This window comes from Bacillus sp. BC05(2025), assembly GCF_056725905.1.
Window position 1 is genome coordinate 301,381 of record NZ_JBWYRA010000003.1, and the last position, 23,032, is coordinate 324,412.

The window sequence follows — 23,032 nt, forward strand, 5'->3', positions numbered from 1 at the left end:
TCACAATGAGAATGGTGGACCTAATTGCAAAAAAACGTGACGGACATGCATTAACGACAGAAGAAATTAACTTTATTGTTGAAGGATATACGAATGGTGATATTCCTGATTATCAAGTAAGTTCACTTGCAATGGCAATTTTCTTCCAAGATATGAACGATCAAGAACGTGCTGATTTAACAATGGCAATGGTAAATAGCGGTGATACAATCGACTTATCAGCTATTGAAGGAGTAAAAGTAGATAAGCACTCAACAGGTGGCGTTGGTGATACAACAACACTTGTATTAGGTCCATTAGTAGCCGCTTTAGGTGTACCCGTTGCAAAAATGTCTGGACGTGGTCTAGGACATACTGGTGGTACAATCGATAAATTAGAAGCAGTTCCAGGATTCCATGTTGAAATCGAAAATGATGAATTTATGCGTCTTGTGAATGAAAACAAAATCGCAGTTATTGGTCAAAGTGGCAACTTAACACCTGCGGATAAAAAATTGTATGCACTTCGCGATGTAACAGCAACAGTAAACTCAATTCCGCTTATTGCAAGCTCAATTATGAGTAAAAAAATTGCTGCTGGTGCAGATGCAATTGTTCTTGATGTAAAAACTGGAGCAGGTGCATTTATGAAAACAGATGAAGATGCAAAACGTTTAGCAGAAGCGATGGTGCGCATTGGTAATAACGTTGGTCGTAATACGATGGCTGTTATTTCTGATATGAGTCAACCACTTGGTGAGGCTATTGGTAACGCACTTGAAGTACAAGAAGCAATTGATACATTACAAGGTAAAGGACCAAAAGATTTAGAAGAGTTATGTTTAACGCTTGGAAGTCAAATGGTATACCTTGCTGGACAAGCTTCATCTTTAGAAGATGCACGTGAGAAATTAATTGAAGTAATGAACAACGGTAAAGCGTTAGAATCATTTAAAACATTCTTATCAGCGCAAGGCGGCGATGCATCTGTTGTTGATGATCCTTCTAAATTACCACAAGCACAGTTTAAAATTGAAGTAGAAGCGAAGGAAGACGGTTATGTATCAGAAATCGTTGCAGATGAAATCGGAACGGCAGCAATGCTTTTAGGAGCAGGACGTGCGACGAAGGAATCTGAAATTGATTTAGCAGTTGGCTTAATGCTTCGTAAAAAAGTAGGGGACAGCGTGAAAAAAGGTGAATCTCTTGTTACCATTTACGCAAACCGTGAAAATGTGGAAGATGTGAAAGCAAAAATTTATGAGAACATGAAGATCTCTAAAGAGCATGTAGATGCACCAACATTAGTGCACGGCATCGTTACTGAATAATAAAGAAAGGCCAGGGAGTATTTCTCCTTGGCTTTTTTTGCTATTTTTTGTTTATAATAATAATGGGTGAAATTATGATTAGAATTTGTGCAATAACAAAAGCAGATGAAGTATTATATGATGTTTCGTTAGAGGAAACAAAGAAAGACCATATTGTATGGTATTGGCTAGATCTATATAAGCCAACGAAAGAAGAGTATACATACATTTTGCAAGATCATTTTAAGTTCCATCCCCTTGCAATTGAAGACTGTATAGAATATGTACAGAGGCCAAAAGTTGATTTTTATGATGGATATAACTTTTTAGTTCTTCATGCATTTGGTGAGGATGGATTAGAGCCACACGAGATCGATTTATTTATAAGTGATCGTTATATTGTTTCTTTCCACTTTTCTCATAACAATGCAATCGAAAGAGTATGGAAAACACTTGGAGAAAAGAAGCGCATTAAAAATAGTCCTTTGCATGTAGCACATACTATTATCGACCAAATTGTAGATGACTATTTTGCACCTGTATATTACATTGAGGATCATTTGAATGCAATTGATGATAATTTAACGGGTGAGACAGCAGGAAGTGTGCTAGAAGAAGTATTTGATATACGTGCAGATTTATCGAAGCTAAGGCGTACAATTATTCCGATGCGTGATTTATTGTATCGTATTTTAAATTCGACTCGTTTTTACGGTATAAGTGATCATGAAATTTACTTTAAAGATATACATGATCATTTGCTTAAACTGACAGAAATGATTGAAGCAAGCCGGGAGTTAACGGCAGATATTCGAGATAGCTATTTTTCATTAAACTCGCATCATATGAATAACATTATGAAAACATTAACTGTATTCTCGACTATTTTCATGCCATTAACATTTATTGCGGGTGTATACGGAATGAACTTTACGCATATGCCTGAGCTTGGTGGACAATATAGTTATTTTATTTGTCTACTGATCATGGCGCTAATTGGCGGTGGTATGATGGCTTGGTTTTATAAAAAAGGATGGTTTAAGTAAAAAAACACCGAGGAAAATTCCTCGGTGTTTTTACTTAACCAATAGCATGTAATACGAACATGGCTAAGAATAAGCATGTAATGATATACATGGACGGTGCGACTTCTTTACGCTTTCCAAGAGCAACTTTTAAGATAGGATAAGCGATAAATCCGAACGCAATGCCATCAGCGATACTATATGTGAGCGGGATCATGACGATAATTAAGAACGCTGGAAATCCTTCTGAAAAATCGTTCAGAGGAATTTGTTGAATGCTTGTAATCATCAGGCCGCCAATAATAATTAAGATTGGTGCAATGGCACTATCAGGAATTAGTTTGACAAACGGAAGTGCGAACAGTGACGCGAAGAATAACAAACCTGTAATGATAGACGTCAGACCTGTCTTTCCGCCTGCAGTAATACCTGCGGCACTCTCTACTGTTGATACGGTAGGGCTTGTGCCAAATAGACCACATGTCATTGCTGAAATTGCATTGGCTTGGTAAGCACGTGGGAATTTACGGTCATCTTCTAATAAACCGTGCAGAAGTCCCATGTTCTCAAAAATAAGCACCATGCTTAAGGAGAATGTTGCAATCCAAAATGGTAAGGAAGAAAGTTTGCCAAATGACATAGCTCCAAACACATCGCCGTAACTCGCGAATGAGAATGAACTATTTCCGATTTGACTTGTATCAACAAGACCAAATAGCCATGCAATACCAGTTCCTATTGCAATCGTCCATAAAAAGTTTCCACGTACGTTACGAATAAATAATACAAGTGCAACGATAAGAGTAAGTAGTGTCGCAAGAACGACAGGGTTACTTAATTTACCCATTGCAACAGCCGTATTTGGATTCGAAACGACTAAACCACCTTTTTGCAATCCGATAAATGCTAAAAATAATCCGATACCGACAGTAATAGCTTCCTTTAATGACTTTGGAATCGATACTGAAAGCACGCGAGCGATTGGTGTAAACGCAGCAATTGCAAAAATAATACCAGAGATGAAGACAGCTGCTAATGCTTCCTGCCAAGATAATCCGAGCGTATGCACAGCAGTGTACGTGAAGAATGCATTTACACCCATACCAGGGACAAGAATAGCAGGTGCATTTGCCCAAAATGCCATGAGTAGACATCCGACAAATGAACTGAAAACAGTTGCTAAAATTCCAGCTTCAAGAGGAATGCCAGCATCGGATAAAATGGATGCATTTACAATCATAATATATACGATCGTGAAAAATGACGTAACTCCAGCTAAAACTTCTTGTTTTGGTGATGTTTCGTGTAAACCTAATTTAAATGTTCTTTCAAGTATTCCTTTCATGTTAAACCTTCTTTTTCATATCCCTCTCCCACCCGTGATATCTCTTTCGTAAGAGCTCACCGTCCTTTATTATATCAGAACATCATGTTTTTACAACAAGGAAAATGATAACGTTTACTTATAAATAAGATTATTTATAAATACGTAAAAATCGCTCGTATTGTTGAAATGATTTCTAATTCTCCCGATTGAATGGGAGGAGCTGCTTGTGCGTGTAAAGTAGCAAAGGACGCAACTTCTCGTGGTAATTGAGCAGATTCTTCAACGAATGAGAGTGGAACAGGATTAATGTTTAAATTGTATGTACTCGCAATAGCACGAGCTTTTTCTACCGCTTGTTGCAGAGCTTGAATGAGAGCTTGCTCGTAATATTTATTTGGATGAGATATTCGAAAACGTAAACCTTTTGCTAAGTTTGCTCCATTTGAAACGGCTATATCATATACTTCCCCTGCTTTTTGTACATTTAAAACGGTAATTTCATACAAATGTTCCACGCGGTATCCTTGTAGTAATGCTTTATCATTTACGTATTCGTACTGAGGCGTAATCGTATATGAAATGGTTTCTATATCTTTATCAGCAATACCAAGCTGTTTAAGTGCATCCAGCAATTGTTTTGATTGCACTGCATTTTCTTCTTGTGCTTGTTTCACATTTTTACTATCAGTTCGAATACCAATTGTTAATATAACGACATTTGGTTTTGCTTTGACAATGCCTTCACCTTGTACAGTAATAGTCGCTTCTTTACCAGTATTAGCTGGGCGTACGTTGTGTAAATAAGGATTCATTCCACCCTGCATTTTCCATCACCATCCTTTTTATATGTATATGTGTGAACAAAAAAGAAATTTATATGAAAAAAGTTACATAAATGAGAATGTTGAGGAAAGAAAGCATATACAACATGGGTATTTATAGATTATAATATGTGTAAATATGATAAAAAAGGGACGAGGCTAGTGAACGAAAAAAGAGAAACACTGATTTTAGAGTTATCCGGATCATTTCGAAAGATGATACGTTTATTACAAAATGATATTAATACACGTTTTGCAGAACATATGCCATACAATGAATTTTCTGTATTACGCGCGTTATTTTTAAAAAGTCCACAGATGGCTTCGCAAATTGCGAGTGAAGTAAACGTAACCTCCAGTCATATTACAGCTGTTACTGATCGTCTCGTAAGAAAAGGCTTTGTAGAAAGAAAGCGTTCGAATTCAGACCGTCGTATCGTGTACTTAGAAATTACAGAACACGGAAGAGAAGTAACTGAAAAACTTGAAGCTGTGCGTAAAGAATATTATAAAGATAAATTTAAAGGTTGGAGCGACCAAGAAATCGAAATGGTGTTAGAGCTATTTGGCCGCGTATTATAATAAATGAGGATAGGAAGCTAAAGCTTTCCTATCCTTTTTCTTTTGAATAAAAACATTTTGAAACTCCAATACTTTAATTAAAAAGAATCGGAGTGGAAAATTATGAAACGTATCTGTACGCTTTTCATTATGATGGGAAGCTTTTTCGGCTTTCATCAATTCGTAGATGCGGCTACGCCCCTTCAAGTCGTTCAAAAAGAATTACAACATATTTCAAATAAGCAACCTGTTTTATATTCAAAACTATGGATTCGTTCAATGCAGAATGCTATTTTATTTCATCATAGTGATAACATTCGGCACGAAGATACGATCAGTAACATAAAGAAGTCTTCTCTTGTAAAAGTAAAACAGCTTCCACTTCAGAAAGCATCACAATACATTCCAAGATTATCACAATATATTTCTAAGTTTGAAGCAAGGAATGTGCAAGTGTATTATGTAGCAGCTCGTTATGAAGTGAAAAAAGAAAATCCGTATCAGTTAAATGGAATGAATTATTTTATGCAAGTATTTATTCAACGAGGGGGAGAATGGAGAATTGCTGAAAGTATAGTTGCTCCGACAGATCAAATTGTCGCAAATGGTGACGGGTTTGGAATGAAGCAAGAAAAAGAGTATGGGAAAAGAAGAGAGAATGTGAAATAACCTCCTCATGAAGAGGAGGTTATTTTATTTAAAATTCCAAGAGACTTTCCATTTTAATATTTTAGGTAGGAGGAAATACGTAATGAAACTAGTCACTAAAAATCCGATGTAAAAGCTAGACAATGACTGCTCATGACTTAGTATTAAACCTCCGATGATTCCACCAAAGAAAATCGCACAAGCTAAAACTACTTTTTGTAGTTTTGGATATAATAAGTAGTTACCATTTCGCTCATTGACTGAACGGGCATATAAATATATACCGAGTGGTAATAAAATAAGGATATGTGCAATAGGTCCAATCAATGTTTTGACCGGTGGAATCTTTGTAAAGTTTGGCTCGTTATGACGCACTCCATTTTGATCAGTATAAGCGCTTTGTGGATCATAATTAAAGTAAATATTAAAATCTTCTGCTGGACTAGAAATACGTATATTTTCCATAACATCATGTATAATGCCATTGTTCTCATGAAAGTCGGCATTCGAGTGAACAGCAATGACGCCTGAAATCAGTGCTGGAAGTAATAATGGAAACATGAATAAAGCGGCAGTGAGAACTCCTTGCGATATAACATTTCCAGCGATTGTTCCTATACATAAGGCAAGTGTATAAATAGCAATTAATACAATTAACATGTATATAAAGTAACTATGAAAGGGGGAGAATACTTGATATTTATTATGAAAAGTCAACTTTTTCATAATAGCAAATAGTCCCCAGTTTAAAACGACAACAGCCGCGATATTACAGATTCCAAACAACCACTTTGTTATATAGAGGTGCGAACGTTTAAAGGGCATAGACCATAACAAGTCGCTAGTGTTATTTTGTCTTTCCCATCCAATTAACGTACAAGCTAGAACGATTAGCAAACTACCTAACAGCATGATAGAATCTAGAAGTGTTAAATCAAAACTGTAATGATATATAGCTTTCCATTTTTTATTCATATTTAGAAAATATTGCTGTTGAATAGAAGTCATATAGTATTTATATGATAAAGTACAGAAGCTGACGAGCCAAAATAACCATATAACATATTTACTTTGTTGATACGTTCTTAGCCACAGTGCTTTTTGAAACATAGGATCTCTCCTTTAAAAAACTTTATAATTTGTTAAGCGTGATAATACAACATAAGTAATGATTCCAGCGAGAAACAAACTGATATAGTAGTTAGGTAAGAAAAAAAATTGATTGATTTTATAGCCACCTAGTAATGCAAAGTAAATGGTTGTTCCCCATATCCATATTTTTAAATGTTTTTGGAAAATAAATATCTTTTGACTATTTTCATTTGGTGACCACATATATAAATATGTTCCAAGTAGTAAATAAAATATCGTATAGAAAATAGGGATTAACATCGATTTAGCCGAATAATATTGATGAGATGCTGGATCTCTTAAAGTAGTTGAATCGTTGTCCTGCTTTCGGTATTCTGGATCATAATTATAATCAATAGAAAAACGATATATTGGTGCAACTATATTTGTTTTTTGATTGAATTCATAAAGTTGTTGATCTAATTTATTACTTTTAGTATTGGTAGCATCTAAATGGTTTAGCGTAAAAGTGTACATTAGCGGAATAAATGTAAGTCCCATTAGTAGCCACGGAATACAAAAAACAACTTGGGAAACAATGCTTCCAGTAAAAGTACCGATACATAAAGCGGCTGTATAGACTGCGACATAAGAAACAATCGCATAAAGAAAGTATCGATGAAATGGACTAAAAGATTGATAATCAAAATGAATCGTTGTTTTATAAATAACATACATAAGGATCCAATTGATAAGTAACGAGACTAAAATATAAAATGAACCAAAAGCCCATTTAGATAAGAAAACATCTTTTCTTTTAAACGGCATCGTCATAAGTAGTGTATTAGATTGGCTGCTACGTTCCCATCCTATCAATAAGCAGGCTAAAGCAATGATAAGAACAGTTAACCAAAAACTATTACCTTCTCCTGAAGAAAAGGTATAAAAATAATAATACTGTTTCCCTTTTTCTTGTAATTCGTAATATTTATCGAGTTCCATCTGAGCACTTCTATAGTAGCCAAAAGGTAACAAGTAAAGCGAACTAAAGAAGAATAACAACACAGCATATTTCCCGCGCTTCCAATTCCACATCCACAACGCCTTATGAAACATACCCATCCTCCTCCAGTGTCGTAACGAAGACATCTTCAAGTGACATTGTTAATTCTTCAATAAGTATAGGTTGCTCTTTATAAAACTTCTCCAGTGTTGTAGCCACATTTCCTTCGATTAAGATTGTATATACTTTTCCTGTTTGATTTAATATTTTAATATTGCTCAAGTTTTCTAGTTTTTGAGGTAGTGAACGTTCATAAGCAACTTGTATTTTAGCAAATCGTGATTTTGCATCGTCTAGTGATGTAATAGACGAGATAGTATGGCCTTTTAATATAATAATTGTATCTGCAATTTGTTCCACCTCATCTAAATGGTGAGTTGAGATGAAAATGGTAATCTCTTTTTCTGCAACTTCTCCAACGAGAAACTGTAAAATTTGCCTTTTCACGATAGGATCAAGTCCATTTGTCGGTTCATCTAAAATGATATATTCTGCTTTTGTAGAAACAGCTAAAATGATGGCAAGCAGTGCTTTCATTCCTTTTGAATAACTACGAATTCGTTTGTTTGGTAAGTTAAAACGTTCCAACAGTTCATAGAAATATGCTTCATCAAATGCGGTATAAACTTCTTTATAAAACTTTACAATTTCTTTTACCGTATAGCCGTTCAGTATGTTAGTAGAATCCGGAACATATACAATTTTTTGCTTTATTTCAGGACACTGGTGAATGTTTGTATCTTCGTATGTAACAGTCCCTGCATCAGGGGCTAAAATGCCGACCATCGTTCGTAATAAAGTTGTTTTCCCCGCGCCGTTTCTTCCGAGTAATCCGATGATACTTCCTCTTTGTAGTGTGAAAGAAACATTGTCTAAAATTGTTTGATTATCAATTGTCTTCTTCAAGTTTGTCACTTTCAGCATCCACATTTCCTCCAATCTCTTTGTAATATGAATCTATCCAATCATGAATTTTATCTTTCGTAACACCAAGATAAGAGGCTTCTAATAGTAATTGATGAAATTGCTTTTCAACCATAGCGATTTTCCTTTCGTCTAATGTTGGGGTAATCGATTGGGATACAAATGTTCCTTTTCCTCGTAATGTTTCAATAATCCCTTGTCGTTCTAATTCTTGATACGCTTTACTCACTGTATTTGGATTTATAACGAGTAAAGAAGCGAGTTCGCGTACAGAAGGTAGTTTGTCACTTGGAGCTAACATGTTTTTCAATACGAGTTCTTTTATATTTTGAACAATTTGTTCCCATATCGGAGTGTTGCTTCTTGGATCAAGTTGAATATGCAAGAGCAATGTCTCCTTTCTGACTTGTATTAAGTGTACTACTGTATGTAATACACTTAATACAATATAGTTGACGAATGTATTTGTCAACTGAAAATAGTAGAAAAATATGGTATTAAAAAATAGTAAATTGGAAAAAATAGGTCTGATATAGAATGGAGGGTTAGTCATGAAGCGAGTTTTTGGAATACTTGTTTGTTTCATGTTATTGCTTTCTGGTACTTCAGTTAGTTTTGCACAATCTGAAAAGACGAAGCAGGAGAAAACAGAAGAAACAACGCCGAAGTTAGCGGAACAAGCGTCATCAGCAATTGTAATTGAACAAGATACAGGTAAAGTTTTGTTTGATAAAAATCCAAATGAGAAGTTACCACCTGCTAGTATGACGAAGATTATGACAATGCTATTAATTATGGAACAAGTTGAAAAAGGAAAACTAAAACTGACCGATAAAGTGAGAGCAAGTGAGCATGCAGCTTCAATGGGTGGATCACAAATCTTTTTAGAGCCTGGGGAAGAGATGACTGTAAATGAAATGCTAAAAGGTATTGCAATTGCATCTGGAAATGATGCGTCTGTTGCAGTAGCGGAGCATATCGCTGGTTCAGAAGAAGGTTTTGTAAATATGATGAACAAAAAAGCGAAAGATTTAGGACTGAAAAATACTCATTTTCAAAATCCAACAGGTCTTCCGGCTAAAGACCATTATTCCACAGCAAATGATATGGCTATAATGGCGAAAGAATTGATGAAGTACCCACTTATCCGCAAATACACAGGTAAATACGAAGACTATTTACGTGAAGATACGGATAAGAAGTTTTGGCTTGTGAATACGAACAAGTTAGTCCGTTTTTATCCTGGAGTAGATGGTGTGAAAACGGGCTTTACGACAGAAGCAAAATATTGTTTAACAGCATCGGCTGAAAAGAATGGGATGCGTATTATTTCAGTTGTTATGGGAGCACCTACATCGAAAGAACGGAACAATCAAGTAACGAAGCTTCTTGACTACGCATTTGGTCAATATATGACAAAAAAATTGTATACACGAGGCGAAAAAATTAAGACTGTCCAAGTAGGAAAAGGGAAAAAAGAAAAAGTAGATTTAGTTGCATCAGACAATGTGTCTCTTCTTATGAAAAAGGGCGAAAATATGGACAAAGTAAAGCAAGAAGTAATTGCTGAAAAGAAAGTGAAAGCGCCGATTAAAAAGGGCGATGCACTTGGTACACTTGTTATTAAAAAAGATAAAGACGTTTTACTAAAACAAACAATTGTAGCGAAAGAAGATGTTGCTGCAGCGAGCTGGTGGGAGTTATTTAAAAGAAGTTTTGGGATGTTTTCAACATCAAAATAGCGGCAAACATTTTGCCGCTTTTCTATTCGTATGTAAGTAAATAATTGCTGAATGGTTTCACTTTATGGCGAAATAGTTCTTCTTTTGTCAGTAGGAAGGATTCTTGTGTTGTATCACGAAAATCTTTATGTATGTAAATGAGTAAAGTTTGAGCATAAGGAGGAAATCGTGTGAGTCTTTCCATGCAATTAGAAGTAAAACGTGACGTCCTATGTGTGAGATTAGCGGGTGAATTAGATCATCATACTGCTGAAGAGTTGCGAACGAAAGTAACAGATATGATTGAGACACGTGGTGTTCATCATATTGTTTTGAGCCTAGAGAATTTATCCTTTATGGATAGTTCTGGTTTAGGTGTTATATTAGGCCGATATAAGCATGTAAAGGGATTAGGTGGAGAAATGGTTGTTTGTGCAATTTCACCGCCTGTTAAACGTTTATTTGAAATGTCGGGCTTATTTAAAATTGTTCGTTTAGAAGAAAGTGAAGCGCATGCGCTCGCGACGTTGGGGGTGGCATAAATGAGAAATGAAATGAACCTTCAATTTTCAGCATTAAGTCAAAATGAATCGTTCGCTCGCGTTACAGTAGCTGCTTTCATTGCGCAATTAGACCCAACGATGGAAGAACTTACGGAGATTAAAACAGTTGTGTCAGAAGCAGTTACAAATGCAATTATTCATGGGTACGAAGGAAATGCAGAAGGTGTTGTTTATATTTCTGTAATTTTGGAAGAAGCAATGGTGAAACTCACGATTCGAGATGAAGGGATTGGCATCTTTGATTTAGATGAAGCAAGGCAACCCCTTTTTACAACTAAACCTGAATTAGAGCGTTCCGGAATGGGATTTACTATCATGGAAAATTTTATGGATGAAGTAGAAGTTATTTCAAACGAATCTTTCGGGACAACAATCCATTTGACAAAATACTTATCAAATAGTAACGCTCTATGCAATTAAGGAGAATAGCCTATGGACATAGAGGTCAAAAATGAGAAGAAGAAACCTCAGTTAAAGGACCACGAGCTAAAAGCGTTAATTCAACAAAGTCAAGATGGAGATCAACAAGCGAGAGATACAATCGTTCAAAGTAATATGCGTCTCGTATGGTCGGTTGTGCAGCGTTTTCTTAATCGAGGATACGAACCGGACGATTTATTTCAAATTGGATGTATTGGGCTCTTAAAATCGGTAGATAAATTTGATTTATCTTTCGACGTGAAATTTTCAACATATGCAGTTCCAATGATTATTGGGGAAATACAGCGGTTTTTACGTGACGATGGATCGGTGAAAGTAAGTAGATCTTTAAAAGAAACAGGAAATAAAATTCGAAAGATGAGAGACGAGCTTTCGAAAGAATTCGGAAGGGCCCCAACGATTAATGAAGTAGCCGAAGCGTTAGAACTAACGCCAGAGGAAGTGGTTCTGGCGCAAGAAGCGAGTCGAGCTCCTTCATCCATACATGAAACGGTGTATGAAAACGACGGGGATCCGATTACTATTTTAGATCAAATTGCAGATCAATCTGAAACGAAATGGTTTGATAAAATTGCTTTAAAAGAAGCAATTAGAGAATTAGATGAGCGAGAACGTTTAATTGTGTATTTACGCTACTATAAAGATCAAACCCAATCAGAAGTAGCAGAACGTATAGGCATTTCGCAAGTGCAAGTTTCAAGACTTGAAAAGAAAATATTAAAACAGATGAAAGATCGAATAGATGAATAGCTATTCGATCTTTTTTTATGTCTTTAATAGGAGGAGATTGTAAACTTTCGTAAAAATTAACAGAATTTATTGATAATTTAGTAAATTTAAAATATAATCCAAGTATGAACTTGTCACAAAGGGGGAAGGAAATATGGAAACGAGGCAACAATGGGGAACGAGGGCTGGATTTATTTTCGCAGCGGTCGGCTCTGCCGTTGGATTAGGAAACATATGGCGTTTTCCTTATACAGCGTATGAAAATGGGGGAGGCGCGTTCTTTTTACCGTACTTATTCGCATTATTAACGACTGGTATTTCATTATTGGCGTTTGAATTTGCTCTTGGGCATCGTCATCGTGGTTCCGCGCCACTTACGTTCTTCCGTATTAGTCCGCGTGCTGAATTCATCGGATGGTGGCAAATGTGTGTAACGTTTATCGTTTCAACATATTATGCAGTAATTATTGCTTGGTCTATTTCGTATACGTATTTTTCAATTACTGGAGCGTGGGGGAAAGACACGCAAACATTTTTATTTAAAGAGTATTTGCATGTTGCTGATAAGCCGGGGCAGTTTGGAGGGCTCGTACCGGAAGTATTAATTCCGTTAGCTCTCGTTTGGATTATTGTACTCGGTGTAGCATTTAAAGGAGTTAAAAAAGGAATTGAAGTGGTTAACCGCATTTTCATTCCTTTACTAGTTGTTATGTTCCTTATTATCGTAGTTCGTGCAGTGACGATGGAAGGTGCAATGCAAGGATTAGATGCATTCTTTAAACCAGATTGGAGTCGTATTTTTGATGGGAAAGTATGGCTTGCTGCTTATGGTCAAATTTTCTTTAGTTTATCTTTAGCATTTGGAATTATGATTACGTATTCTAGTTATTTACCAAAAAATTCGGATACAACAAATAACGCTTTTATTACTGGTTTTGCAAACTCAGGTTTTGAATTATTAGCAGGGATTGGGGTCTTTGCAGCTCTTGGATTTATGGCAAACAATATGGGAGTACCGGTTGATAAAGTAGCAAGTGCTGGTGTAGGGCTTGCGTTCGTAGTATTCCCGCAAATTATTAATGAATTACCGATGTCACCGTTATTTGGCGTATTATTTTTCTTATCATTAACGGTTGCAGGGATTACATCTCTCATTTCACTTGCGGAAGTATGTTTTGCTGCCGTATCTGAAAAGTTTAGCTTAAGCCGCCAAAAAACAATTGGAATTATGGGGACGCTTCTCGTGCTAGTTTCTCTTGTTTTTGCAACACGTGGCGGGCTTATGTTCCTAGATGTTGTTGATTATTTCGCTAATAACTTCGGGTTAATTACAATTGCATTAGCGGAAGTAGTTACAATAGGGCTCATTTTACGCCGTTTACCAGTTTATCAAAATCACGCAAACTTCGTATCTGATATTAAGTTGGGCACGTTTTGGAGAGTAAGTTTACTCGTTATTACTCCGCTTATGTTAGGATACATGTTAATTGACGGTACAATCCAAAATATTAAAAAGAACTACGGAGATTATCCAACAGAGTTTGTCGTAACGTATGGTTGGTCAATTGCAGCAGCGTTCCTTATCGTTGCGCTAATCATTAGTCTAAAGAAATGGGATGCACAAATACATTCAGATTCTGCTAAGCTTGAAAAAGAATGGAAAGATCGGGGTGTTTCATAATGAGTGGATCAGCGATTATGATGATGGTTATTGGTATTGTAGTCATTTGGGGAGGACTCGCATTAAGTATTGCAAATTTATTTAAGAAAAAGGCATAAACTAAAAAAACATCTGTACCGAAATGGTACAGATGTTTTTTTATGAAAAAATTGTATTAGAAAAAAATTCAATAACCATACTACAACTACGAGGAAGAGTGAAGAGGTGAATGAAAATTGGAACAAACAATTTATATTAAAATGCGTAATCGATTAAAAGTTTCTCCTACATATGAAGTAAAGCTGAGTGATGTTGCTCAACTTGCAGGAGATGCTCTTGTAGTTCAGTCGTTACAGGATGAGATAGTTTACAAAATAACAGCGCATGATAAGACGCACGTTGTAATTGATGTGATGAAAATAATTGAAATTATTCAAAGGAAAGCAGCCGATATACAAATTAATTTACTCGGTTCTGGACAAACTCTTGTTGAAATTATATATGAAAAAAAGAAAGTACATCCGATTTTCTTCGGACTTGTATGGTTGTTACTTTTCATTGGAGCCGCTCTTGCGATCATTTATTTTCATGAAGATGTAAGTATGCAACAAGTACACCAACGTTTATATTACATGATTACGGGAGAATTTAAGGCGCAACCACTTTTATTTCAAATTCCATATTCGTTAGGTCTTGGGTTAGGTATGGTCTTATTTTTTAATCATGTATTTCAAAAGCGAATTAATGAAGAGCCGAGTCCGTTAGAAGTGGAGATGTTCCAATACCAGCAATCACTTGACCAATATGTAATTGTTCATGAAAACAAGGACAATATGAAACAACTTGCCGATGATTGAGTCTGGATTTGTTGTTCTAATTGGTTTAGCGGGAGGAATTGCAGTAGGTAGCGGATATGTCGCATTTTTAGCTGTACTTGGTATAATCCCTCGGCTAGCTCAATTAACGAGAAGTGGAAAGCACATTCAATATTTTGAGTGGGCAGTTATTGCAGGTACGTTAACAGGGGCTTGGTGTAGTTTGAAAAACATTACATTTCAAACATCGCAATATTGGCTTGTTATATTAGGTATATTTTGTGGCACATTTATTGGAATGCTGGCAGCAGCATTAACAGAAGTATTAAATGTTTTACCTATTTTAGCGAAACGAGTAGGAGTAGAGGGGAAGATTGTTGTTTTACTCGTTGCTCTTGTACTTGGGAAAGTAATAGGCTCGTTGTTTCACTGGATTTATTTCGTAAAGTAGGAGGCGATATATAAATGACAGGGCGAAAACTAAAGGATGATTACGTAAATAAAGTGAAGGAGTACCATCCGAAACCAAATTATTTCATAAATTGTGTGAAGGCATTTTTTGTAGGTGGACTCATTTGTACAATCGGGGAAGTATTGATGAAATTTTATATACATTATTTTCATTTCAGTGAACAAGAGGCAGGAAACCCGACGGTTGCAACTCTTGTATTAGTATCGGCGATTTTAACAGGTTGTGGTGTATATGATAAAATCGGTCAATTTGCTGGAGCTGGATCGGCCGTACCTGTTACGGGATTTGCGAATTCTATGGCGAGCGCTGCGCTAGAACATAAGAGTGAAGGCATTGTGCTAGGGATTGCTACAAACATGTTTAAGCTAGCGGGAAGCGTTATCGTTTTTGGGGTCGTTGGGGCATACGTTATTGGGTTAATAAGATATACGTTTAAAATTTTTATGTCTTAAAGGAGGGGCTAATATGAGGTTGACAGGAAAACAAACGTGGGTATTTCAAAATGATATTTATGTGAATGCAACCGGTACTGCTGTTGGTCCAAAAGAAGCTGAAGGCCCTCTTGGAAAGGATTTTGATATTTCATATGATGATTTACATTGCGGAGAGGAAAACTGGGAGCTTGCTGAACGAAGATTAATGTCAGATTCGATTCAACAAGTTTTGGAAAAAGGAAATGTCAAAACATCACAAATTGATTTCTTTTTAGCGGGTGATTTATTAAATCAAACAGTGACAGCAAATTATGTTGCGCGTAAGTGGGAGATTCCCTTTTTAGGGATGTTTAGCGCTTGTGCGACTTCGATGGAGACTTTAGCGGTCGGAGCAGCCTTTATTGACGGTGGATTTGCAAATCGTGTTTTAGCGACGGTAAGTAGTCATAATGCAACGGCTGAAAGACAGTTCCGTTATCCAACCGAGTATGGAGGACAAAAACCAGGAACAGCAAATTCGACTGTTACAGGTGCGGGATCCATATTAATTAGTAAAGAAAAAAGTGCCATTAAGATTACGGCAGCTACGATTGGAAAAGTGCAAGATTTAGGAATTGCGAATCCTTTAGATATGGGGTCGGCGATGGCGCCGGCCGCTGCTCATACAATTCAGCAACATTTTGAAGATTTGAAGAGAAGTGCCAATGATTATGATTTGATTGTTACCGGTGATTTATCAGCTATTGGGACACCAATCGCGAAACAACTGTTGCTAGAAGAAGGTTATGATATTGGGCATATATATAATGATTGCGGATTAATGATTTATGATTCCGGTCAAGAAGAAGTATTTGCCGGAGGTAGTGGTTGTGCTTGTTCAGCTGTTGTCACATATGGTTATTTATTAAGAGAGATGCAAAAAGGGAACTTACAACGAATTTTTGTTGTTGCTACTGGCGCGTTATTAAGTCCGATGATGATGCAGCAGAAAGAAACAATTCCAACGATTGCGCATGGTGTCGTATTTGAGAGAGTGAAGGGAGAGTGAATTGTGGATTTTATATATGCATTTCTTGTAGGAGGCGCTATTTGTGTCATTGGACAAATATTATTAGATTTCGCAAAGTTAACACCAGCCCATTTGATGGCTACCTTTGTAGTCATAGGAGCAGTGTTAGATGGATTCGGATTGTACGATAAGCTTATAAAGTTTGCTGGTGCTGGTGCGACAGTTCCTATTACAAGTTTTGGACATTCCCTATTACACGGAGCAATGCATGCGGCAGAAAAACACGGATATATAGGGATTGGTATAGGTATGTTTAGTTTAACGTCTGCAGGCATTTCTGCAGCGATATTATTTTCGTTTTTTGTAGCAATTATATGTAAACCGAAAGGATAAATCAAATGAGACGAAGGGTTATTTTGGTCACAGATGGAGATGAATATGCAAAGCGAACAATTGAGCTTTTAACGAAGGAATTTGGGGGAAGGTGTATTTCGGCGTCACAAAGTAATCCAACCAAATTGACAGGGAAGAAAGTTGTTGAGCTTATTATGCAAACGCCATATGACCCTGTATTTGTCATGTTTGACGACAGTGGATTTATTGGAGAAGGATCTGGTGAAAAAGCTTTAAAATATGTAGCTACGCATAAACAAATTGATGTACTTGGGATTTTGGCAGTAGCGTCTAATACACATCATTGGGAATGGGCACGCGTAGATGTAAATGTAGATCGGAATGGGAATTTAACGGAATATGGTGTTGATAAATTTGGACTTCCAGATGGTGAAATTGGCAGAATTAGCGGAGATACAATTTATTGTTTAGACGATTTGAATGTGCCTGTTATCGTTGGAATTGGTGATATTGGGAAGATGTGTGGAAACGATGAATGGGAGAGAGGATCACCAATTACGAAAAAAGCAATTCAGTTAATTTTGGAAAGGAGTGGATTCTATGACGAAGCCTAAAAAAATAGATATCCCTATTTCAACTTTCATAAGTGACAATGAAAATTATTTAAAACAAACGGTTGGATTAGGCGTTACATTTGATGTTGGTATTCGTAAATTTCAAATTTTGAATAAAGAAATTGCCGTGTTATTCGTAAATGGACTTTGTGATACAAATTATATCATTCCTATTTTAGAAGAAGCTGTGGATACAAATGAAATTCGGGATGTTGAAGAAGATACAGTAAAGCTCTTAGAGAATCGTTTAATTCATCAGCAAGTAAGTAAAGTGAAAACGATGGATGAGGTAATGGTTCAAGCACTATCAGGGCTTATTATTATATTCGTGGAAGGCGAAACAGAAGCATTTGCGATAGATGTTCGTAGTTATCCAGGGCGAACACCGACAGAGCCAGATACTGAAAAAGTAGTACGCGGTGCGAGGGATGGATTTGTTGAAAATATCGTTGTAAATACGGCATTAATTCGTAGGAGAATTCGAGATCCACGTCTTCGAAATGAAATTATTCGAGTAGGGGATAGATCACAAACGGATATTTGTATTACATATGTACAAGATGTTGCAAATCCAGATTTAGTAAAGATTATAAAACAAGAATTAAATAACATCGATGTCGATGGCATTACGATGGCGGATAAAACAGTGGAAGAATTTGTTGTAAAGCAAAGCTATAACCCATTCCCGCTTATTCGGTATACAGAAAGACCGGATGTAGCGGCAAACCATCTATTGGAAGGGCATGTGCTAGTACTAGTTGATACATCACCGAGTGCTATGATTACGCCAACAACATATTTCCATCATTTACAGCATGCAGAAGAGTTTAGACAAAATCCAGCTGTTGGGACATTTTTACGCTGGGTACGCTTTTTAGGTGTTTTATTCTCCTTGTTTTTACTACCATTTTGGTTAGTGTTTGTATTTGACCCAACTCTTTTACCAGAAAATCTTGCTTTTATTGGACCGACTAAGATGACACATTTACCAATTTTATTACAGGTGATAATGGCAGAGGTCGGACTTGAGTTTTTAAGGATGGCAGCCATTCATACTCCAACGCCGTTATCGTCTGCAGCAGGGTTGATTTCCGCCATATTAATTGGTCAAATAGCAATCGATGTAGGTTTGTTTGTACCAGAAGTTATTTTGTATGTTGCGGTTTCTATGATCGGGGCATATGCAACACCGAGTTATGAATTGGGACTCGGAAATAAGGTTGGAAAATTGTTTGTTATTATTTTGACAGGTCTCTTCCATGAGATGGGATTTGTAATTGGTATGACGATATTGATTTTATTTTTAACGTCTATAAAAAGTTTACAAACACCTTATTTATGGCCGTTTTTACCATTTGATTGGGGCGCATTAACAAAAATTCTACTCCGTCCAACGATGTCTAGTTTAAAAGTACGACCAAGTATCGTAAGACCTCAAAATGTAAAAAGACAAAAATAAACGGGAGTATACACCCGTTTATTTTTTTTAGCGAAAATTTATTGTTTTTTAACAAAAATCAAACATTTTTCATGTAAACTTAGAGTAGATATTGTGTATGGAAGGGGAAGAGGACATGATTAAATTATTTGTAAGTGATTTAGATGACACGCTCGTTTACAATGTGAATCATATGCAAAAAGAAGATGAACGTGCACTTTGTTGGTTAGCTGAAAAAGGGACAAATATTTGTTTTGCCTCTGGCCGTTTTACTCATCGAATTGATGAAGTCGTAAATAGGTTTGCATTCCCATATTACACAACGAGTTTAAATGGAGCGACGATGTTGCTGCCGGATGGAAAAATATTTTATGAATCAAGTTTTGAAGATGGCATTGCCCAGGAAATATATCGATATATTCATAAAAAGGGACTAGCAGATATTGTTTGTGCAAATGAGCAACGGTATACAAAAAGAAAGAATGAACATCATCATAATTTTGAAACGTATATGGGCGTGCATATTGCTGAGATTGAAGCATTAGAAGAGGAATTTGGTAAGACTGTACATCCTGCGAAATTGTTTGTTTTTGGGGAAGAAGAGACAATTGCAGCGTTAGATCAAGAATTACGAGATACATTTCAGAGTGAAGCGGAAGTTTTTATGTCTGGTAAACGTTATGTTGACATTATGCCAAGGGGAGTAAGTAAAGGGAATGCTTTAAGGCGACTAATGGAACATTTGCAAATTGAAGCAAATGAGGTTGCATGCATTGGAGATTCTTTCAATGATATTTCTATGTTTGAAGTAACCCCGCATTCATTTACTTTGCACCATGCTCATCCATATGTGAAGGAGAAGGCAAATCATATTGTTCGTTCAGTTGAAGAAGCTATTATGAAATTACCGTTACTTGTATAAAAAAGAAGCTCGTCAGTGACGAGCTTCTTTTTACTTGAATAACGATTTAACAAAATCAATGATACTTGAGAAGAAATCTTTCACTTTATCTAGGAAACTTTGCCCTTCTTCAGATCCTAAAAAGGCAGAAACGTGTTCTTTTGCTTTATTTAACTGACTGCCAACTTGATTCCAATCGATATTAAGATTTTTCATTTTATCAAATAGCGCAACTAAGTTATCTAACTGTTCATCCGTTAATGTAATACCAAGTTGGTCCGCAATTTTTTTTATTAATGAACGTAAATCTTCAGTCGTTTTTGGTTGCTCTTTGGCAATTTCTTCTTTGATTTTTGCAACAAGTTGAACTGCTTTTTCTTCACCAATTTTATCGCCGAGCTGGGATGTTTGCACCATTTCTTCATTGGCTACTTTTTTTACTTCCTCAGGAATTGCTTTGTTCGATGTTGTCTCATAGGCTTTCATTAAACCGGTTAAAGCAGCAGTTCCTGAAACTTTAAATGGTGCAGTAATTTGAATTTCTGCATCTTTCACACCTGCTGTAATAAGTGCGTTTGTGTACATCGCATCTGTTATTGAATTAATATTTTTTGAACGTACAATAAGGCCAGATCCTGGCTTTGTGTATGTGATCATAGAAGAGGAAATTGCTCTTGTACCAATTTGCGCTTTTGGAACAATCCCTTCTAGAAATTTATGTTCTTCCGCATTAGACACAGTAATGATTGTAGCATCTTTTGGTGCTTTCATTTCTTTTAACAGATCTTGTTTTTGTTGTTCAGACAAGTTTTCTCCTAGTGTAACAATTGATTCTCCCTCGATGATGTCTGCAAACGAAGCTGTTGGCATAATAAATACAGCTACAGCTAATAGCAGAGCTAGTAATTTCGTTTTCACGAAAAATCGCTCCCTTTCTCTTTCTAAAATTTTCGGGCAACACAGTTATTATAGTATATATTTCTTATTTGTCACCTAGCTTTTTCCACATTTCAAAAAAGAAGTATGTAGATTGTCGGATTCTTTTTGTTTCTAGTCATGAATGTGGTAATATAGTGCTGAGATAGTTGAAAGGAGACATATACATATGAAAACTTTAGGATACATATTAATGGAAAATGGTGAAAAAATCGATTTAGAATTTTTCCCAGAAGAGGCACCAAAAACAGTAGAAAACTTTAAAAAACTAGCAGAGCAAGGATTTTATGATGGTGTGACATTCCACCGCGTTATTCCTGGCTTCGTAAGCCAAGGTGGAGATCCAACAGGAACAGGTGCAGGTGGCCCAGGTTACTCTATCCCATGTGAAACTGATGGAAATCCTCATAGACACCTTGTAGGATCACTTTCTATGGCTCATGCTGGCCGTAACACAGGTGGTAGCCAATTCTTTATCGTTCATGAGCCACAACCGCATTTAGATGGTGTACATACTGTATTCGGTAAAGCAACAAGCGGTATTGAAACGGTATTAAACATGCGTCAAGGTGATGTAATGAAAGAAGTTAAAGTTTGGGAAGAATAAGTTAATGAGGAAAGAGAGCTATTGCTCTCTTTTTTGTTTTTTTGATAGGAATGGTATTTTGTTTGCAGTGCATGATACAAGTAATACTGTTATTGTAGTGAAAATATGTCGCTTATGAGAACAAAATTTTACCAAATTACATAGAATACATTAGATTACATGTTTCAATAAATATTTTTTACATTAATGTTGCTAGAATTCATTTGCTCTAAGGTGATGAATTGTGAAGTGATAATGAGCGGTGGATGTGTCTTTTCACTTTTATATAACAGCGTTTCTTCTTTTATCTACTTAGAAAAAATAGTACTGAAACATATATTTGACTTTCTTCTTTTCGCTTTGTATGATTATCAAGTTGCTTTAAGCCCTTCTCACTCTGTTGAAAATATTGTAAAATGAATGTGATATGAAAAGAGAGGTTGAGGGGATTAATAGTTTGTAACTTTTGTAAGAAGGGATAAGGGTTATGTTAATTCGTTTTAAAAAAAGTTATGAAAAGATTGCAATGGGGCTTCTTTCATTTATGCCAACAGAAAAAGATGTGAAAACATTACAATTGACTATGAAAGATTATGAAGCAAAGGATGATTGGCAATTGTATTTGTGGAAACAAAACGAAGATTTTGTTGGGATAATGGGGATTGTAAAAAAAGAAAATCAAGTTTTAGAAATTCAACATTTGAGTGTGAACCCGTCTCACCGTCATATGGGTATTGGGACGAAGATGGTTCAAGAGTTAAAGAGTAAATTTCTTGAGTTTACAATTTGCGGAAATGAGCAAACAGCAAGTTTTTGCAAAAAGTGTAAAGGGCTTGAACAAAATATACATTCGTGAAAGCAGAGATAAGTAGTTTATTATCTCTGCTTTCTTTTTTGTAATTGTTCGTTTCGTTCAGCGATGACTTCTGTTCGATCACGTAATGTGTGCTTATGTATTATAAATTCATTAGAAGTAGCATTCACGTCTTTCCAAGGGAGATTTTGTTTCTGACATAATTCCATGCAGTGCTTTTCTAATGCAGTATCTGATAATGGTAAAAATAATGGTGTAAACCCTACTTCTTTCTGTATAGATTGTAATCTATCCTTAAGTAAAGATAGAAGTTGTGCCTGATTGATTCCTAAATGTAGTAAAGGTTCATTGTTTTTTTCTAAAATCGTTATGGCGCTTTTCATCATCTTCTCTGCGCCATTCCAGTTAGAGCGTCTTTGGTGGTATAAAGAAACTGCAATTTGAATGAGACCGACTAAGTAATTGTCACGATTTCCTCTTGGTTTCGTTTTCCAATATTCTTCTAGTATTTCGTGACATTCAAAATAATCATAATCTCCGTGAAAATGAATTAAAAATTGTATGTATTCGGTAGGATACATTCTCTTCACCCCTGTTTAACGGTTATAAATACAAGTGTATCATAGAAACATGAACAATAAACGACTAGGGAGTTTTCCCTAGTCGTTATTGTTCATATTAGCAGAAGCAAGCTGCCCCTACAATAATTAGTAAAATAAACAATACAACAAGTAATGCGAACCCACCGCTAAAACCGCAATCAACGTGACCCATAGTTTTTTGACCTCCTACATTGTTCTTACTACACTGTTATCA

Annotated in this window: 30 protein-coding genes; 21 read left to right on the plus strand and 9 right to left on the minus strand. The window is 36.0% G+C overall.

What is annotated here, in order from left to right:
• The first annotated feature begins 5 nt into the window (after positions 1 to 5).
• A complete protein-coding gene (locus tag ACZ76X_RS12310; RefSeq protein WP_001243079.1) occupies positions 6 to 1,310 on the plus strand; it encodes a pyrimidine-nucleoside phosphorylase in 1,305 nt (434 codons plus the stop codon).
• Positions 1,311 to 1,372: 62 nt separating this feature from the next.
• Positions 1,373 to 2,335 (plus strand): magnesium/cobalt transporter CorA, encoded by a 963-nt coding sequence (gene corA / locus ACZ76X_RS12315; RefSeq protein ID WP_048531869.1) that lies wholly within the window; start codon positions 1,373 to 1,375, stop codon positions 2,333 to 2,335.
• A 34-nt stretch (positions 2,336 to 2,369) separates the two neighbouring features.
• Here the strand turns inward: corA and ACZ76X_RS12320 are convergent, their stop codons facing one another.
• Entirely contained in the window at positions 2,370 to 3,659 is a 1,290-nt protein-coding gene (locus ACZ76X_RS12320) for an NCS2 family permease (RefSeq protein ID WP_479850588.1), read from the minus strand.
• 134 nt (positions 3,660 to 3,793) lie between these two features.
• Entirely contained in the window at positions 3,794 to 4,465 is a 672-nt protein-coding gene (locus ACZ76X_RS12325; protein WP_098667410.1) for an SIMPL domain-containing protein, read from the minus strand.
• A 159-nt stretch (positions 4,466 to 4,624) separates the two neighbouring features.
• Here ACZ76X_RS12325 and ACZ76X_RS12330 point away from each other — a divergent pair, with 159 nt between their 5' ends.
• Together ACZ76X_RS12330 and ACZ76X_RS12335 are read left to right on the plus strand one after the other, a co-directional pair.
• Positions 4,625 to 5,044, plus strand: coding sequence for a MarR family winged helix-turn-helix transcriptional regulator (locus tag ACZ76X_RS12330; protein ID WP_016718421.1), 420 nt, complete (start codon positions 4,625 to 4,627; stop codon positions 5,042 to 5,044).
• A 102-nt stretch (positions 5,045 to 5,146) separates the two neighbouring features.
• On the plus strand, positions 5,147 to 5,692 hold the full coding sequence (locus tag ACZ76X_RS12335) for a hypothetical protein (protein WP_479850589.1): 546 nt from the start codon (positions 5,147 to 5,149) through the stop codon (positions 5,690 to 5,692).
• A 24-nt stretch (positions 5,693 to 5,716) separates the two neighbouring features.
• Here the strand turns inward: ACZ76X_RS12335 and ACZ76X_RS12340 are convergent, their stop codons facing one another.
• The 4 genes from ACZ76X_RS12340 to ACZ76X_RS12355 are packed head-to-tail and all read right to left on the minus strand — an operon-like array spanning position 5,717 to position 9,114.
• Positions 5,717 to 6,781, minus strand: coding sequence for an ABC transporter permease (locus ACZ76X_RS12340; RefSeq protein WP_479850590.1), 1,065 nt, complete (start codon positions 6,779 to 6,781; stop codon positions 5,717 to 5,719).
• Positions 6,782 to 6,793: 12 nt separating this feature from the next.
• Positions 6,794 to 7,858 carry an ABC transporter permease gene (locus ACZ76X_RS12345; protein ID WP_479850591.1) on the minus strand — a complete coding sequence of 355 codons (1,065 nt, stop codon included), beginning with the start codon at positions 7,856 to 7,858 and terminating at the stop codon, positions 6,794 to 6,796.
• Positions 7,848 to 8,729, minus strand: a complete 882-nt coding sequence (locus ACZ76X_RS12350; RefSeq protein ID WP_479850592.1) for an ABC transporter ATP-binding protein — start codon at positions 8,727 to 8,729, stop codon at positions 7,848 to 7,850. The genes ACZ76X_RS12345 and ACZ76X_RS12350 overlap by 11 nt, the downstream gene beginning before the upstream one ends.
• On the minus strand, positions 8,695 to 9,114 hold the full coding sequence (locus ACZ76X_RS12355; RefSeq protein ID WP_078418958.1) for a GntR family transcriptional regulator: 420 nt from the start codon (positions 9,112 to 9,114) through the stop codon (positions 8,695 to 8,697). The genes ACZ76X_RS12350 and ACZ76X_RS12355 overlap by 35 nt, the downstream gene beginning before the upstream one ends.
• Positions 9,115 to 9,280: 166 nt before the next feature.
• On the opposite strand from ACZ76X_RS12355, the gene dacF reads away from it, so the two are divergent.
• From dacF to ACZ76X_RS12425, 14 genes are all read left to right on the plus strand, one after another.
• A complete protein-coding gene (gene dacF, locus ACZ76X_RS12360) occupies positions 9,281 to 10,471 on the plus strand; it encodes a serine-type D-Ala-D-Ala carboxypeptidase DacF (protein ID WP_078418959.1) in 1,191 nt (396 codons plus the stop codon).
• Between the two features lie 170 nt (positions 10,472 to 10,641).
• The gene (gene spoIIAA, locus ACZ76X_RS12365) at positions 10,642 to 10,992 is read left to right on the plus strand and encodes an anti-sigma F factor antagonist (protein ID WP_048530890.1); all 351 of its coding nucleotides are present in this window, start codon (positions 10,642 to 10,644) and stop codon (positions 10,990 to 10,992) included.
• Positions 10,993 to 11,433 (plus strand): anti-sigma F factor, encoded by a 441-nt coding sequence (gene spoIIAB, locus ACZ76X_RS12370; protein WP_001243399.1) that lies wholly within the window; start codon positions 10,993 to 10,995, stop codon positions 11,431 to 11,433.
• A 12-nt stretch (positions 11,434 to 11,445) separates the two neighbouring features.
• Positions 11,446 to 12,204 (plus strand): RNA polymerase sporulation sigma factor SigF, encoded by a 759-nt coding sequence (gene sigF, locus ACZ76X_RS12375; RefSeq protein ID WP_000350734.1) that lies wholly within the window; start codon positions 11,446 to 11,448, stop codon positions 12,202 to 12,204.
• Positions 12,205 to 12,337: 133 nt separating this feature from the next.
• Positions 12,338 to 13,864, plus strand: a complete 1,527-nt coding sequence (locus ACZ76X_RS12380; protein WP_071757340.1) for a sodium-dependent transporter — start codon at positions 12,338 to 12,340, stop codon at positions 13,862 to 13,864.
• The gene (locus tag ACZ76X_RS12385) at positions 13,864 to 13,962 is read left to right on the plus strand and encodes a methionine/alanine import family NSS transporter small subunit (RefSeq protein ID WP_000016826.1); all 99 of its coding nucleotides are present in this window, start codon (positions 13,864 to 13,866) and stop codon (positions 13,960 to 13,962) included. Before ACZ76X_RS12380 ends, ACZ76X_RS12385 begins: the two co-directional genes overlap by 1 nt.
• Positions 13,963 to 14,079: 117 nt before the next feature.
• The gene (gene spoVAA, locus ACZ76X_RS12390; protein ID WP_098667417.1) at positions 14,080 to 14,700 is read left to right on the plus strand and encodes a stage V sporulation protein SpoVAA; all 621 of its coding nucleotides are present in this window, start codon (positions 14,080 to 14,082) and stop codon (positions 14,698 to 14,700) included.
• Positions 14,693 to 15,109 carry a stage V sporulation protein SpoVAB gene (spoVAB, locus tag ACZ76X_RS12395; RefSeq protein WP_479850744.1) on the plus strand — a complete coding sequence of 139 codons (417 nt, stop codon included), beginning with the start codon at positions 14,693 to 14,695 and terminating at the stop codon, positions 15,107 to 15,109. Before spoVAA ends, spoVAB begins: the two co-directional genes overlap by 8 nt.
• A 14-nt stretch (positions 15,110 to 15,123) precedes the next feature.
• Positions 15,124 to 15,582, plus strand: a complete 459-nt coding sequence (gene spoVAC, locus ACZ76X_RS12400) for a stage V sporulation protein AC (protein WP_479850593.1) — start codon at positions 15,124 to 15,126, stop codon at positions 15,580 to 15,582.
• A gap of 13 nt (positions 15,583 to 15,595) precedes the next feature.
• Positions 15,596 to 16,612 (plus strand): stage V sporulation protein AD, encoded by a 1,017-nt coding sequence (spoVAD, locus tag ACZ76X_RS12405; protein ID WP_479850594.1) that lies wholly within the window; start codon positions 15,596 to 15,598, stop codon positions 16,610 to 16,612.
• A 3-nt stretch (positions 16,613 to 16,615) separates the two neighbouring features.
• Positions 16,616 to 16,966, plus strand: a complete 351-nt coding sequence (gene spoVAE / locus ACZ76X_RS12410; RefSeq protein WP_101164696.1) for a stage V sporulation protein AE — start codon at positions 16,616 to 16,618, stop codon at positions 16,964 to 16,966.
• 5 nt (positions 16,967 to 16,971) lie between these two features.
• Positions 16,972 to 17,541 (plus strand): stage V sporulation protein SpoVABEA, encoded by a 570-nt coding sequence (spoVAEA, locus tag ACZ76X_RS12415; protein ID WP_048530877.1) that lies wholly within the window; start codon positions 16,972 to 16,974, stop codon positions 17,539 to 17,541.
• On the plus strand, positions 17,528 to 19,000 hold the full coding sequence (spoVAF, locus tag ACZ76X_RS12420; protein ID WP_000165587.1) for a spore germination protein SpoVAF: 1,473 nt from the start codon (positions 17,528 to 17,530) through the stop codon (positions 18,998 to 19,000). The genes spoVAEA and spoVAF overlap by 14 nt, the downstream gene beginning before the upstream one ends.
• Before the next feature lie 97 nt (positions 19,001 to 19,097).
• Entirely contained in the window at positions 19,098 to 19,901 is an 804-nt protein-coding gene (locus ACZ76X_RS12425; RefSeq protein ID WP_479850595.1) for a Cof-type HAD-IIB family hydrolase, read from the plus strand.
• A 30-nt stretch (positions 19,902 to 19,931) separates the two neighbouring features.
• Here the strand turns inward: ACZ76X_RS12425 and ACZ76X_RS12430 are convergent, their stop codons facing one another.
• Positions 19,932 to 20,798: a DUF1002 domain-containing protein gene (locus tag ACZ76X_RS12430; RefSeq protein WP_000850502.1), complete on the minus strand. Its 867-nt coding sequence runs from the start codon at positions 20,796 to 20,798 to the stop codon at positions 19,932 to 19,934.
• A 187-nt stretch (positions 20,799 to 20,985) separates the two neighbouring features.
• Here ACZ76X_RS12430 and ACZ76X_RS12435 point away from each other — a divergent pair, with 187 nt between their 5' ends.
• The 3 genes from ACZ76X_RS12435 to ribT all read left to right on the plus strand — a co-directional run bounded on the left by ACZ76X_RS12435 (position 20,986) and on the right by ribT (position 22,258).
• Positions 20,986 to 21,423 (plus strand): peptidylprolyl isomerase, encoded by a 438-nt coding sequence (locus ACZ76X_RS12435; protein WP_000853783.1) that lies wholly within the window; start codon positions 20,986 to 20,988, stop codon positions 21,421 to 21,423.
• 216 nt (positions 21,424 to 21,639) lie between these two features.
• Complete coding sequence (locus tag ACZ76X_RS12440; protein ID WP_479850596.1) at positions 21,640 to 21,822, plus strand: hypothetical protein; 183 nt, start codon at positions 21,640 to 21,642, stop codon at positions 21,820 to 21,822.
• 67 nt (positions 21,823 to 21,889) lie between these two features.
• Positions 21,890 to 22,258 carry a GNAT family N-acetyltransferase RibT gene (gene ribT / locus ACZ76X_RS12445; RefSeq protein WP_000908397.1) on the plus strand — a complete coding sequence of 123 codons (369 nt, stop codon included), beginning with the start codon at positions 21,890 to 21,892 and terminating at the stop codon, positions 22,256 to 22,258.
• A 20-nt stretch (positions 22,259 to 22,278) separates the two neighbouring features.
• Here the strand turns inward: ribT and ACZ76X_RS12450 are convergent, their stop codons facing one another.
• Both ACZ76X_RS12450 and ACZ76X_RS12455 read right to left on the minus strand, forming a co-directional pair.
• Positions 22,279 to 22,797: a DUF309 domain-containing protein gene (locus ACZ76X_RS12450; protein ID WP_479850597.1), complete on the minus strand. Its 519-nt coding sequence runs from the start codon at positions 22,795 to 22,797 to the stop codon at positions 22,279 to 22,281.
• A gap of 97 nt (positions 22,798 to 22,894) precedes the next feature.
• Positions 22,895 to 22,990 carry a YjcZ family sporulation protein gene (locus ACZ76X_RS12455; protein WP_000510194.1) on the minus strand — a complete coding sequence of 32 codons (96 nt, stop codon included), beginning with the start codon at positions 22,988 to 22,990 and terminating at the stop codon, positions 22,895 to 22,897.
• Between the last annotated feature and the right edge of the window lie 42 nt (positions 22,991 to 23,032).

What these genes read in the sequence shown, in the direction of transcription:
- ACZ76X_RS12380 (WP_071757340.1), top strand. Translation starts at nt 12,338, where the DNA reads ATGGAAACGAGGCAACAATGGGGAACGAGGGCTGGATTTATTTTCGCA.
- ACZ76X_RS12350 (WP_479850592.1), bottom strand. Translation starts at nt 8,729, where the DNA reads ATGCTGAAAGTGACAAACTTGAAGAAGACAATTGATAATCAAACAATT.
- spoVAEA (WP_048530877.1), top strand. Translation starts at nt 16,972, where the DNA reads ATGAGACGAAGGGTTATTTTGGTCACAGATGGAGATGAATATGCAAAG.
- ACZ76X_RS12345 (WP_479850591.1), bottom strand. Translation starts at nt 7,858, where the DNA reads ATGTTTCATAAGGCGTTGTGGATGTGGAATTGGAAGCGCGGGAAATAT.
- sigF (WP_000350734.1), top strand. Translation starts at nt 11,446, where the DNA reads ATGGACATAGAGGTCAAAAATGAGAAGAAGAAACCTCAGTTAAAGGAC.
- ACZ76X_RS12340 (WP_479850590.1), bottom strand. Translation starts at nt 6,781, where the DNA reads ATGTTTCAAAAAGCACTGTGGCTAAGAACGTATCAACAAAGTAAATAT.
- ACZ76X_RS12385 (WP_000016826.1), top strand. Translation starts at nt 13,864, where the DNA reads ATGAGTGGATCAGCGATTATGATGATGGTTATTGGTATTGTAGTCATT.
- spoVAF (WP_000165587.1), top strand. Translation starts at nt 17,528, where the DNA reads ATGACGAAGCCTAAAAAAATAGATATCCCTATTTCAACTTTCATAAGT.
- ACZ76X_RS12310 (WP_001243079.1), top strand. Translation starts at nt 6, where the DNA reads ATGAGAATGGTGGACCTAATTGCAAAAAAACGTGACGGACATGCATTA.
- ACZ76X_RS12450 (WP_479850597.1), bottom strand. Translation starts at nt 22,797, where the DNA reads ATGTATCCTACCGAATACATACAATTTTTAATTCATTTTCACGGAGAT.
- ribT (WP_000908397.1), top strand. Translation starts at nt 21,890, where the DNA reads ATGTTAATTCGTTTTAAAAAAAGTTATGAAAAGATTGCAATGGGGCTT.
- spoVAD (WP_479850594.1), top strand. Translation starts at nt 15,596, where the DNA reads ATGAGGTTGACAGGAAAACAAACGTGGGTATTTCAAAATGATATTTAT.
- ACZ76X_RS12325 (WP_098667410.1), bottom strand. Translation starts at nt 4,465, where the DNA reads ATGCAGGGTGGAATGAATCCTTATTTACACAACGTACGCCCAGCTAAT.
- spoIIAB (WP_001243399.1), top strand. Translation starts at nt 10,993, where the DNA reads ATGAGAAATGAAATGAACCTTCAATTTTCAGCATTAAGTCAAAATGAA.
- ACZ76X_RS12320 (WP_479850588.1), bottom strand. Translation starts at nt 3,659, where the DNA reads ATGAAAGGAATACTTGAAAGAACATTTAAATTAGGTTTACACGAAACA.
- dacF (WP_078418959.1), top strand. Translation starts at nt 9,281, where the DNA reads ATGAAGCGAGTTTTTGGAATACTTGTTTGTTTCATGTTATTGCTTTCT.
- corA (WP_048531869.1), top strand. Translation starts at nt 1,373, where the DNA reads ATGGGTGAAATTATGATTAGAATTTGTGCAATAACAAAAGCAGATGAA.
- spoVAC (WP_479850593.1), top strand. Translation starts at nt 15,124, where the DNA reads ATGACAGGGCGAAAACTAAAGGATGATTACGTAAATAAAGTGAAGGAG.
- ACZ76X_RS12455 (WP_000510194.1), bottom strand. Translation starts at nt 22,990, where the DNA reads ATGGGTCACGTTGATTGCGGTTTTAGCGGTGGGTTCGCATTACTTGTT.
- spoVAB (WP_479850744.1), top strand. Translation starts at nt 14,693, where the DNA reads ATGATTGAGTCTGGATTTGTTGTTCTAATTGGTTTAGCGGGAGGAATT.
- ACZ76X_RS12435 (WP_000853783.1), top strand. Translation starts at nt 20,986, where the DNA reads ATGAAAACTTTAGGATACATATTAATGGAAAATGGTGAAAAAATCGAT.
- ACZ76X_RS12335 (WP_479850589.1), top strand. Translation starts at nt 5,147, where the DNA reads ATGAAACGTATCTGTACGCTTTTCATTATGATGGGAAGCTTTTTCGGC.
- ACZ76X_RS12440 (WP_479850596.1), top strand. Translation starts at nt 21,640, where the DNA reads ATGAATTGTGAAGTGATAATGAGCGGTGGATGTGTCTTTTCACTTTTA.
- ACZ76X_RS12425 (WP_479850595.1), top strand. Translation starts at nt 19,098, where the DNA reads ATGGAAGGGGAAGAGGACATGATTAAATTATTTGTAAGTGATTTAGAT.